General features: G+C 39.2%; 11 protein-coding genes and 1 pseudogene. 5 read left to right on the plus strand and 7 right to left on the minus strand.

Annotated features, from left to right (window positions below):
- The 4 genes from ACE01N_RS00930 to ACE01N_RS00945 are packed head-to-tail and all read left to right on the plus strand — an operon-like array spanning position 1 to position 3,128.
- The gene (locus ACE01N_RS00930; protein ID WP_380583904.1) at positions 1-705 is read left to right on the plus strand and encodes an aromatic aminobenezylarsenical efflux permease ArsG family transporter; all 705 of its coding nucleotides are present in this window, start codon (positions 1-3) and stop codon (positions 703-705) included.
- 28 nt (positions 706-733) lie between these two features.
- The gene (locus ACE01N_RS00935; RefSeq protein WP_380583906.1) at positions 734-1,486 is read left to right on the plus strand and encodes a sulfite exporter TauE/SafE family protein; all 753 of its coding nucleotides are present in this window, start codon (positions 734-736) and stop codon (positions 1,484-1,486) included.
- 13 nt (positions 1,487-1,499) lie between these two features.
- On the plus strand, positions 1,500-2,489 hold the full coding sequence (locus ACE01N_RS00940) for a hypothetical protein (protein WP_380583909.1): 990 nt from the start codon (positions 1,500-1,502) through the stop codon (positions 2,487-2,489).
- 36 nt (positions 2,490-2,525) lie between these two features.
- Positions 2,526-3,128 carry an FmdE family protein gene (locus tag ACE01N_RS00945; protein ID WP_380583911.1) on the plus strand — a complete coding sequence of 201 codons (603 nt, stop codon included), beginning with the start codon at positions 2,526-2,528 and terminating at the stop codon, positions 3,126-3,128.
- Between the two features lie 50 nt (positions 3,129-3,178).
- Here ACE01N_RS00945 and ACE01N_RS00950 read toward each other — a convergent pair whose 3' ends face one another.
- Together ACE01N_RS00950 and ACE01N_RS00955 are read right to left on the minus strand one after the other, a co-directional pair.
- Positions 3,179-3,721, minus strand: a complete 543-nt coding sequence (locus tag ACE01N_RS00950; protein WP_380583913.1) for a hypothetical protein — start codon at positions 3,719-3,721, stop codon at positions 3,179-3,181.
- A complete protein-coding gene (locus ACE01N_RS00955) occupies positions 3,711-4,253 on the minus strand; it encodes an RNA polymerase sigma factor (RefSeq protein WP_380583915.1) in 543 nt (180 codons plus the stop codon). Before ACE01N_RS00955 ends, ACE01N_RS00950 begins: the two co-directional genes overlap by 11 nt.
- A gap of 143 nt (positions 4,254-4,396) precedes the next feature.
- Here ACE01N_RS00955 and ACE01N_RS00960 point away from each other — a divergent pair, with 143 nt between their 5' ends.
- Positions 4,397-4,609 (plus strand): YwbE family protein, encoded by a 213-nt coding sequence (locus tag ACE01N_RS00960; RefSeq protein WP_380583917.1) that lies wholly within the window; start codon positions 4,397-4,399, stop codon positions 4,607-4,609.
- A gap of 175 nt (positions 4,610-4,784) precedes the next feature.
- Here the strand turns inward: ACE01N_RS00960 and ACE01N_RS00965 are convergent, their stop codons facing one another.
- The 5 genes and pseudogenes from ACE01N_RS00965 to ACE01N_RS00985 form a co-directional block, all read right to left on the minus strand.
- The gene (locus ACE01N_RS00965; RefSeq protein WP_380583919.1) at positions 4,785-6,185 is read right to left on the minus strand and encodes an MBL fold metallo-hydrolase RNA specificity domain-containing protein; all 1,401 of its coding nucleotides are present in this window, start codon (positions 6,183-6,185) and stop codon (positions 4,785-4,787) included.
- A 92-nt stretch (positions 6,186-6,277) separates the two neighbouring features.
- The gene (selD, locus tag ACE01N_RS00970; protein WP_380584849.1) at positions 6,278-7,312 is read right to left on the minus strand and encodes a selenide, water dikinase SelD; all 1,035 of its coding nucleotides are present in this window, start codon (positions 7,310-7,312) and stop codon (positions 6,278-6,280) included.
- A gap of 12 nt (positions 7,313-7,324) precedes the next feature.
- Positions 7,325-8,326: pseudogene (gene mnmH, locus ACE01N_RS00975) on the minus strand (tRNA 2-selenouridine(34) synthase MnmH); the annotation flags it as partial.
- 198 nt (positions 8,327-8,524) lie between these two features.
- Positions 8,525-9,364, minus strand: coding sequence for a hypothetical protein (locus ACE01N_RS00980; RefSeq protein ID WP_380583921.1), 840 nt, complete (start codon positions 9,362-9,364; stop codon positions 8,525-8,527).
- A 68-nt stretch (positions 9,365-9,432) separates the two neighbouring features.
- Complete coding sequence (locus tag ACE01N_RS00985) at positions 9,433-12,018, minus strand: T9SS type A sorting domain-containing protein (RefSeq protein WP_380583923.1); 2,586 nt, start codon at positions 12,016-12,018, stop codon at positions 9,433-9,435.
- Positions 12,019-12,050: the final 32 nt, after the last annotated feature.

Below are 12,050 nucleotides of genomic sequence, written 5' to 3' on the forward strand. Positions count from 1 at the left end.
ATGGAGCTGCTTCAAAACTTTTTTGAGTCATCAGAAATTCCGTTATTATCAGCCTTTACACTGGGACTTATGACTGCTATAAGTCCCTGCCCTTTAGCGACTAATATTACGGCAATAGGGTTTATAAGTAAAGATATTGAGAACCGGAAAACAGTTTTTATCAACGGCGTGGTTTATACGCTCGGGAGAGCAATCACCTATACTTCCATCGGAATCATTTTCTTTTTGGGGGCCAGCCAGTTCGAGGTTTCTTCACTCCTGCAGGAATGGGGCGAAAAACTTCTCGGACCCTTACTTATCATTATCGGCTTATTTATGTTGGGTGTTCTCCGTTTAAGTATACCGGGCATCAGTACACTCACTTCAAAAATGGAACGCAAATCCAACTCCGGATTTTGGGGCGTATTGTTACTTGGCCTTGTTTTCGCCCTTGCCTTCTGTCCGTATAGTGGCGTGCTTTATTTTGGTATGTTGATCCCGATGACGATGAGCAGTCCCGGCGGATTATTCCTTCCCCTGGCATTTGCTATTGCTACAGGGATCCCGGTTATTCTTTTTGCATGGTTAGTTGCTTTCAGCATTGGATCAGTCGGAAATCTGTACAACAAGATAAAAGTTTTTGAAACATGGTTCCGGAAAGTTGTTGCCATATTATTTATTGGGATCGGACTTTATGAAACATATATCATTTTTATTGCATCTTAAATCTCAACCAGAATATTAATGATGAACGATGGATTACTTAATCGGGATCATATCATTTATTGCCGCTTTTGTTTTTTCTCTTGGAGGGATTGGTGGTGCCGTTATACTCATTCCAATTCTCATATCTCTGGGAATTCCGATTAATGTTGCCAGACCGGTCGGATTATTTTACAATACAATCAGTTTAACGGGTGCCAGCATTAGCAATATCAGGAACAAACTTCTTGATTTCAGAGGAGCAATTCCAATTATCATTTCATCATTTCTGTTTGCTATTGTTGGAGCCTGGGTTTCTCAGTTCATCCCAAAACAGATAATTCTGGGACTTTTTATCGCCTTTTTAGTATTCTCGGGGTTCATGTTTCTTTTTCACAAACGGAAAGAATTGGATGTGTACCGGAAAGACAATCCCATATTAGCCTTAACTCTCATAGGCATCTTTGCCGGATTGTTGTCGGGTATCCTGGGAATCGGTGGTGGCAGCATAATATCTCCGCTCTTATTAATGCTGGGGTTCAACCCCAAAAAAATAACAACGATAACTGCATTCGTCGTTCCGTTTTCGTCGTTTTCAGGATTTCTGACTTACTGGAGCCTGGGTGTCGTGGATTGGAAGGTATCGCTAATAGCTGCTGCATGCGGATTGGCAGGCGCCACTTTAGGAACCATATTCATGCATAAAAAACTTGATCCCAAAACAGTAAAAAAGATCCTTGCTGTTATCCTGTTACTGATGGCTGTTAAATTGAGCTGGCCGCTCCTTACGTCTGCATTTCATTAATAAATGAATGATATTGAGACAAATATGTACAATATTAATCTTGTTGATAAGTCTGTCAATTCCGGCTCAAACCATAAATGAACCCTCTCCGATAGAATGGGACGGGTACACACAATTAAGGTTCACCAGTAATTTAGGTACTGTAAACAGATTTTCGGTTCGTAGAATGAAACTCTGGATTAATTCGGCACCGGGACTAAGCGAACATTGGGGATTTCATATTCAGGCAAATTATAAAAGCTACCCAAATGAGATATTCAGCTTACAGGATGTATTGGTCTATTATCAAAATGGCAGATTCAGACTGAACATGGGACAGTTCATTCCGCATTACAGTTTAGAACAATTTCAGCGCGATTTCTTTTTGCCTTTGACCGAACGGGCTGAAGTCATTATAAGTCTGATTCCAAACGGAACCCTTGGGTTACGCGATATCGGACTGGAAGCTAACTATATAAGCCGAAATGAATGCTTTAAGTCATGGCTAGGTCTCTTTAACGGTTCCGGAATTAAAGAATACCGCTTGAAGAATTTTGGGATTCTACTTACCCATAAAACTGAGTTTACTTTGCCGGAACGCCACTTTAGTGCAGGGTATTCTGTCATGTACAGAAAAGCAGATCAGTTAAAATTACAGAATATCCTGCCGGATACAACACGTTTTACAGGGAATGATCTCAGATATAACCTGTATACAAAATATAGCACAAAAAGAACAGAGATTCAGGCAGAATATCTTTTAGCCAGTCTGAATGGAACGACCGCATCCGGATGGTATCTTTTAGCACATGTGAATATTGGGAAAAATCAACTGGCTGTCTCATGGAACCAATACACGGATTTGATATCTGAAACGAATAGTTTCCCTGAGGTTCACCTTGGATATAATTACAAAATAAACGGCGACAATTTAAAGCTTATGCTTGATAACAAAATCAATGTTGCCAAAGGGGAACTTAAAAATTACTTTGTGACAATCCAGTTACAGCTATCATTTAATTAGTAATATAAAACTTACACCAACATAAAATTAAAAATTATGGTAGATCCAAAAGACTGGCTCGAATTCGGGCAAAAATTTCACGGGCACAAATGTCCTGCAATGCCGAACGGCTTACGGGTTGGTTCAGCAGCAATGAATGCACTTGGTGTTGAACGGACCGGCGACAGCGCCCTACACGCCATCCTAGACCTTGGAGAGAATCACTGCGCCACCTGTTTTGCAGATGGTATTCAGGTCATAACAGGTTGTACGTTTGGGAAAGGAAACATTGAAAAAACCCACAAAGGGAAATGGGCTTTGACCCTGATCGACAAAAAAACAAACCGTGCCGTACGCGTTACTCCAACAGCAGAAGCCATGCTGGCCAATAAAAAAACAACTTTTTTTAAAGATTACAGGGAAAAAGGAGTGCCCCCAACACAGGTTCCTGACGACGTGGTAGAACCTCTGGTAGTTAAAGTAATGAATGCACCGGAAGATAAGATGATGAAAATTTCAGAGGTGTTTGAATACCAATGGAAACAACCGGTTCACTCTTTTAACAGCTTTGTATGCGAAGAATGCGGCGAAATGACTGTAATGGAATACGGACGCGTTAAAGGAGACAAAAAAGTGTGCATGGAATGTGCAGCGAAATAACATCCAGCTTAATGATCCGATGACTTGAAGTCATCGGATCACCCATAATATTAATCTTCTTCTATTTCCTTAATCAGTTTCAAAGTATCCATTCTTAAGGGTCTGTAGCGAAACCACCAGATGATATATCCGATAATTGTTGCAATCCCAAGACTTCCTAAAAACAAAATCTGTACCAGGACTGTGTATGCCATTTGAAAGGTTGTGAGACTTAATCCTATGTCCATAAAGAAGAGTGCCAACACAAGCCAGATCATCCGCCACTGAAACGGCTGATAGCGAAAAGCTGCATCCTTAAGCATGGATAGTGTGGGCTGAGCATAATCCACATATTTATACTCTTTATAGTATCTGCGGAAGAAAAGGGCAAAAATAAGCATGGATAATGCAAAGCACACGCTTCCAAAAATTTCGTACCAGGTACTGCCTTCAATAATATGTACTACCAATAATAACACATAAATGGGTAGCAATACAAAATAAACAATTTGTATCCCCTTACTCAATCTTGAGTAACGCTGATCTTCATTTCTCAATCGGTCAACTAAGGATTCCAGATTGACAGATCCATTTTTATTTGTTTCATTTTTCATGGGTAAACGCTTTTAAATTTTCCTTTAACTGTTGTTTGATCCGGTGAATCTTAACCTTCACATTCGCTTCAGAAATCCCTATGATATCGGCGATATCCTTCATACTCAGGCCTTCGAGCACGAGAGAAATCAAAGCCTTATCAATAACGGATAGCTGATTCAGTTCCAGTTGCAGATTCTCCAGTTGTGTCTCCTGTACTTTTTTTGCTGCCAGATCTTCGTCATCCAAAATCGAGCTCAGATGCTCTGCATCCTGCCTAACAAGCAGCTTCATCTCCTTAAATGCTTTACCGGTAAAGGTGAGCGAGGTGTTTACAGCAATACGGTAGATCCAGGTGTTGATGTTGGCATCACCCCTGAAATTGTCCAGGCTCTTCCAGACATTTACCAACACTTCCTGGTACATATCCTTCTGATCATCCGGATTGCTATTGTAATAGCAACAGATGCGTCTGATCCGTTCGCTATTCTCTGACACCAGCCGGTTAAATGTGTCTTCTTTCTTCACTATGTTAATCTTTGGTTTACCCATTAGTACAGAAGTTGAAAGAAAAGTTACAAATTTTATATAAAAAACCTGATTTACAAATCCTATATAGGTGCAGGATGTGAATCATAGAAAATAAACTTAGATTTGCACTGTAAAATTTGAACACATTTGCAAACAGGTAAAAGATGAATGAACCGGGGAAAGATGGCCGTATAAGAAATAATATAAAAGTGGGATTACCTGTTGCGGTGGTTCAGAAACAGTACCAGCGCACCGGAGAGCTAACAGAAGGAGCTGTAGCCAGAATTCTGACTAAATCTGCCAGTCACCCGCACGGTATTAAAGTGATGCTGGAATCGGGTGAAGTAGGACGGGTAAAGCATATACTGGAAGATTAAAATTCATACATTAATTAATCACCTGAGTTCGACTCGTTAATTAAAGCTCTTCTGATGTCTAAAAGCAGCCAGGTATTTAGAATATCTTTGTGACCTTAGTGATTTACCCCGAGCTTTGTGGTTAAAATTTACCACAGAGGTCACGAAGTATCGCACAAAGGTCACCAAGCATTTTTTACAACGACACCCAATATCCTCTTTCCGGAATTTCAATATTGCCAAAGCCATCGTCTTCCAGATGTTGTTTATACGTTTCCTGGGCATCCTTCTCACCATGTACGATAAAGGTCCGTTTAATCTGCTCCTTATCCTGGCAATTCAAAAAATCGATCATCTCCTCATAATCGCCATGCCCACTGTAAGAATCAATCCTGAATATTTCAGCATTCACCGGGTAAACATTGCCATGAATTGAGATTTCTTTGTCCCCCCGCAATATTTTAGCTCCCAGCGTTCGCGGCGCACAGTATCCTACTGCCAGAACTGAGTTCCTTGGATTTGCAATGGTATTGGCCAAATGGTGTTTTACACGTCCGGCTTCCATCATGCCCGATGCAGATATAATCACACAGGGTTCTTTGCGTTCATTTATGCGTTTTGATTCTGCCACTGTACGGGTATAAAACAAGCGGTTGAAGCCAAACGGATCAGGATCAGAATATATTTCGTCCAGCATCTCATCATTGAAGCACTCCGGATGCAAACGGAATACGTCTGTGGCATTCACAGCCAGGGGACTGTCCACATAGATATCCACCCGTGGCAGCTTGCCTTCATTGAACAACTGGTTCAGGGTATACACAATTTCCTGGGTACGTCCCACACTGAACGAAGGAATAACCAGTTTTCCTTTCTTTTCAATACAGGTATGTTTAATGACGTGGAGGAGCTCATTCCGTGCTTCCTTATGATCCTTATGCAGACGATCGCCATAGGTGGATTCCGTAATCAGAAAATCACATTGCGGGAAAGGCACAGGCGGACGTAGTATTTTATTATGTTTTCTTCCTATATCACCGGTATAAGCCAGTTTTTTCAACCCATCCGTCTCCAGTATTTCCAGCATTACGGTACCACTTCCCAACATATGACCGGTATTTGTGAACCGCACTTTTGTTTCAGGGTCAATGTAAAACTTTCGTTCATAAGCCACACCGATAAACAACTCCATACATTTTACAGCATCCTTACGGGTGTAAATCGGTTCAACCGGTGGAAGACCGCGTGCCAGCATTTTTTTGTTAAATAATATCGTATCAGCCTCATGTATAGCACCTGAATCTGCCAGCATAATCTTACACAAATCAAGCGTGGCATGTGTACAGATCACCGAACCACGAAACCCGCGCCGGTATACATATGGTATAAGGCCCGAATGGTCGATGTGTGCGTGGGTTAGAATGATATGATCTATTTCGGATGGCTCGAAGCCAAGATCACGGTTCATGGCATCGGTTTCTTTTCCTTTACCCTGATACATGCCACAATCCAATAATATCTTTTTGTTTTTCTGGGTGATAACAAGGTGCTTACTTCCGGTAACTTCCTGAGCCGCACCTAAGAATTTAACAATCATAACGGTTGGTTTTTTAAGTAAGTTGGTAAAAGTGTAACAAGGTAGTAAATATCGCAACAATTTACTCCTGGAAATCAGATTTAATTAAAACATCAAATAACTTTTATCAGTGTATCTGATGGCGGGTATAGCTGGCCAAAAGAAACCGGTTCTATATCATTGTTTTTTAACAACACCTCCACGGCCTCAACAGCTTCTTCTGCCACAGCAATCAGTAGTCCTCCGCTGGTTTGAGGATCACATAAAATAAACTTGTCGCTTTCTGATTTTAACTGAATATGCTGTCCGTAGCTTGCCCAGTTGCGGTGTGTTCCTCCGGGGATACATTTCTGATCCAGGTACTGCTGCACATCCGGGAAGACCGGTATTTTATCAAACACAATTTCTGCAGAAAGCTTACTGCCCTCACACATTTCGGTGAGGTGTCCAAGAAGACCAAATCCTGTCACATCAGTCATGGCCGTAATGCCATTTATCTCAGCCAGTTCCTGTCCTATTCTGTTCAGTTTCGACATGGAATCGGGTGCAATATTCTGATGCTCCGGCAGTAGTTTTCCCTGTTTCTGAGCTGTGGTAAATACTCCGACACCAAGTGCCTTAGTCAGATAAAGCCGGCATCCCTCTGTTGCCGTATCATTGCGTTTAAGTTTTTTCAGCTCAACCTGTCCCGTTACAGCCAGGCCAAATATTGGTTCGGGACTGTCAATGCTGTGTCCGCCTGCCAGGGAAATCCCGGCCTCTTTACAGGCCTGCCGTCCGCCTTCAAGAACCTGCTGAGCCACTTCTGCCGGTAACTTGTCCACAGGCCATCCCAAAATAGCAATAGCCAACAGCGGTTTTCCACCCATAGCATACACATCACTGATGGCATTGGTGGCCGCTATTTTACCAAAAGCAAACGGATCATCAACAATGGGCATGAAAAAATCGGTGGTACTGATGATCGCTGTTCCGTCACCCATATCATATACCGCAGCATCATCCCGGCTGTCGTTACCTACAAGCAGACGGGCATCAGGGGTAGCCACCTGGTTCGTTTTCAGAATATCGGATAGCACAGCTGGTGATATTTTACATCCGCAACCTGCACCGTGACTGTATTGTGTTAGTTTAATATTCTCCATCATGTTCAAGTATTTTTCAATTTTTGAGGCATTTTCTGCATGATTAGTCGAAGGAAGGGTGATCTGCAATACGTTTTGTCTATTCCTCCTTTGCATGCCTTTTAAATAGGTTTTATCGTAGTAATGCAGGGTATTCTGTGCAACATCATAATAGTTTTGCTTATCAAGATCATCGAGCGCATTTTTCACCCTCAATCCGCCCAGACGTTTGGAAATACGCTTTACCGCACTTGCAAGTGCCTCTGTATCACAACTTCCATATTCTGCTGCCAGATGTTTAGCCCGCTGTTCTTTTGGTATCTCAACAAAAATAAGTCGTGCATCGGTCATTTGCCTGAACAGTGGTACCGGAACTTTTACCCGTCCGATGTCAATGCTTTCATCCTCCACCCAAATGGGTTTCTGTAAATCAAGCAGACGCCAAACCGAATGAAGGTTATTCTCAAATTGCTCTACTGTTGGCTGCTTAGCCTGACCAATTCCACCGAAGGCTGATCCTTTATGATGTGCCAGACCTTCCAGATCGATCACCTGATTCCCGTTCTTCTTGATCTCTTTTAAAATATAAGTCTTGCCGCTCCCGGTATATCCTCCCAATACATTCAGATGAACCGGAAAAGCAAAATCGCTTAATACCTGCCGTCTGTACGATTTATATCCCCCCGTAATCACCCTGACATCAGAGAAGCCGTTATCCGCTAAATGCCTGGCAAAAGCCTGACTCCGCATGCCTCCGCGCCAGCAATGCACAATAACCTTTCCGTCAGGTGCAAGCTGAAACGATTGCGTAATAAAATCCTCCAGCTTAGGGCTTACAAAAGTCAGCCCCAGCTCAATCGCAGCTTCTCTGGACTGTTTTTTATAAACGGTTCCAACCTGCGCTCTTTCATCATTGGAAAACAAAGGAATATTAACAGCACCGGGAATATGACCATGCTCAAATTCGCCCGGTGAACGCACATCGATAACTGGCCATTGCAAGGCCAGCGCCTTCTGTATGTCAATATCGGATAACATCAGGGTAAAAGTAACGTAATCTGGCTGGATTAAGCCGATTGGCTCCCAAAATTTTGAAATATTAACGGCTCAGACAGCCTGTTTCATCAATCGATGTCAACCGCTGAACTTAACCTGATATCACGGGATGAACTTTTCGATTACTTTTCTAACACATACGGACAAAATACTCCCCCAGCTGACTTATTTTTTATCCCTTCAGTCACTTGTTTTAATGTATCTTCTCAATTCCGGTTTTCTGTTATCCATGTATTTTGTTTCCGACGAAAGAAGGATTCCATCATGATCATATTCCCAGCTCTTTTCTTTAGTGAGAACTGGCTTATTATTGATTAGCGCATAATATTCTCTTAAGACTTCCTTTTCATCGCGATTAAAATTATGCACTTCTTTCCGGTTTGATCCGATAAACTCCAGAACCGATTTTTTTAATTTACCATTGTCATAGAAATACGTCATATCCTGAACCGTATCGCCCTTTAAAACAAATATCCCTGAAACTGCCTTACCTTTTTCATTGTACCTGGTCAACTGATAGGTATCCGTTGTATCACCTTCGGTAAAGGATTTAATGGTTTTATTAGTTCCATCAGGAAAGTAAGTATAATTGTAGCGAATGATAAATGTATCGTTTCTTCCACTGTCAAAATTTATCATGTCTGACCTGATAAGTAAGGTATCTTTATCAAAAAAATTCTCATACTTTGAATAAGGTTGCCCGTTTAATTGCGCGTTGCGTAATACTAAACGCCCATCTTTATAATAAGATTCATTAACGGAATAAAAGTTGGGATGTAGTGATTCCAACCGCTCGAATACGACCTGACCTGAGTCATTTTCTTTTATATACCTGATGGATATTGTGTCCTGTATGATGTCCTCTGCATTAAAGGTCACTTCATACACGGTATCTGTGAAACTCATGCTGTCAATCCTGTTAATTATATGAGAATTTGAATCCACAGGGAGCTTATTATGACAGGAAGACATCACAATTGCACTTAGCACAAAGAATACGATTTTTTTAACAAAAAACATAGCATTTAATCTTTTAGTCTGGTTCAAGTCGAACTTCTATACAATATTTTTAAACATCTAATAATGAACTAGTTCTTTAAAATTTTAACTTGCTTTACAACAATATTATCCATCTTAATATTAATAATATATACACCTCTTGACATTTTTGAAATATCTACAACTTTATTAAAATTCATATCATTTTCAACGATCAATCTTCCATTAATATCGGTAAGTTCAAATGTATAATTATCTTTGGTACTATAAATAGTAAATAGTCCCTTAGTTGGATTTGGATAAATAAGAATATTTCCTTCCTTATCTATCCCCTGATAATTATCAGTAACATCGAGAATCACATAAATGCTATCAGCAACTGCTCCACATCTATTTTCTACAATGATTTTATATTTCCCATATCTAGAAGCATCAATAGTAAAATTCGAAGAAATAAAGTTTGTGTCTTCAAAATACCAATTGTATTCATAGGTTGAATCATTTTCAGGAGAAAGACGAATTGGTAGCACATCCGAATAAATTGTATCCTTTTCGAAAGTAAAAACAGGTGCATAACTGGAAATAATCGTAACAGAATCAGATGATTTACATTTGCCCTTATTAACATTTACGGTATATTTACCGCCTTTTTCCACGCGAATATTATTACTATCTAAACTTAAATCGAAATCGTTTAAAAACCAGGAATAAATATAGGATGTATCATATTCTGTAAATAATACAACAGTATCTCCAGGACATATAACTGTATTATCTGAATACATATTAATTTTAGGATTATCCATTTCAACCAGCAACGTATCCCTATTTATGCAATAACCGTCATTAATCTCACAAATATACAATCCGGGGGTTTTGATAAATAATATACTGGTGTCTGAATTAAGCAAATCAGTTTTATGATACCATGAATATAAATAAACTACACTATCCTTAGATTCCAATTTAAGACTATCAGCATAACAATCAAAAAGAATTGATTCTGCTTTAAGATCAACCTGAGGCTTGTCTCTTTTGTTAATTAATTTAGAAAGTGTCGTGTCTGAACATACCAAATCTTTGTTGATAATAAAATTATACTGCCCAGATTTACTTACACTCCAGTCCATATTATAGGATGTACCTAACAGTGTATCATTAAGAAATAGCGAATACGTATTCCCATAATTTGTGTTGCAAGCAATAGCCAGTTCATGATCTTCACATACATAATCCCTAATTGATGTGATTTTAGATTTAATAACAGGACATTTATTAGTTGTTGTGTCTCCGAAAGTTGCACAAAAAACATCATAACTCATTTTGCCAGCATAATTTTCTATAAGCGTAGTATCAAATCGTAAACTATCACTTTTATATATCCCTGCTACTACGAACTTATCCCCTGATGAATGGATTGATGTAATTCTATCATTAGACGCACCTTCTATTATCCTCATCCATTGAACATACCCAATCTCGTTAAACTTAGCTATAAAAATATCTCTTGAATCCCAATATTGGTCTTCATTTCCACTTTTCAAATTTTTATCTGCAATTATCAAGCTATCTTTAAAGCTTGATCCTAAAAAAAGATTATTATTATCATCACATGTAATAGCTCCGTTTTTCCTGTATATTGTTCCTTCTAAATGATCACTAAAAAACTCATAAACGGAGTTGTCAACTTGCCTTGCCCAAATTTTATGTCCGTTCCTGTCCATTTTATACAGCATGCTGCCGGCAATACTTGAAGGAGATTTTAAGGTATCATTGTGATACTTTAATTCTCCTTCATATTGTCCATAACCGTATATATTCCCATTTGTATCATGCGCTAAATCTAAAATTTCACTAAATGACCATTTATATGACTCGTTGGTGGTAATCCAGTTTATTGATCCATCAAGATTAAAATTTGCTACAAATCCTATAATTGATGCATTTTCAATATTTGGAGGAACAATTGTATCAAATACAACATTATTATCTGTGTATGCACCTGCAATACACATAGTTTCACCAAAAACATCTATATCATAAGTCCAGTCATCACTAATCCCGCCATATGACTTTGCCCATAACGGATCACCTTCAGCATTTATAGATGCTATAAATAAGTCTGTAGAACCATTACTCAATAACTGATTATCACCAAAATTAAGGGATGTATTAAAAGTACCCGTTAGATAAATATTATTTTCATAATCAGCTGAAACAGCATTTGAATAAGTCGCGTTTGTTACGCTGGGAGAACCAAAATCTTTTATCCATATTAAGTTTCCATTCTTATCCAATTTAAGTATAAAAGAACGCGGCTGTGTAGAATGTGTCAACTCACTATCACCTATTGTCATCGAAGAATAGTATCCCGTAAAAATAACATCTTCATTGCTATCAATTACGACATCTGTTGGAACACAGAAAGACGAATAATCCGGATAGAACATCCAAACAATCTTGCCATTTTGATCAAGTTTGCAAAAAATCACCTCACTCTCTATGCCACGTATTATTCCATTACTAGCTAAAATAACCTCATTGTTTTTTGTAAGTTCAGAACAGAACAGAAAATTGTCAGTGAATCCGCCATTAGTATAAGCCCAATCAAAAATTTGGGAATTTACCAAATGGGTAAAAACGATAAATACATTGATAAAAATAATTTTTTTCATAATATTGTTTTAAGGTATGTTTGAGCAAATTA

This window comes from Quyinboa ferrireducens (assembly GCF_042436675.1).
In the GTDB taxonomy this organism is placed as follows: Bacteria; Bacteroidota; Bacteroidia; order Bacteroidales; family UBA5342; genus JBHJHP01.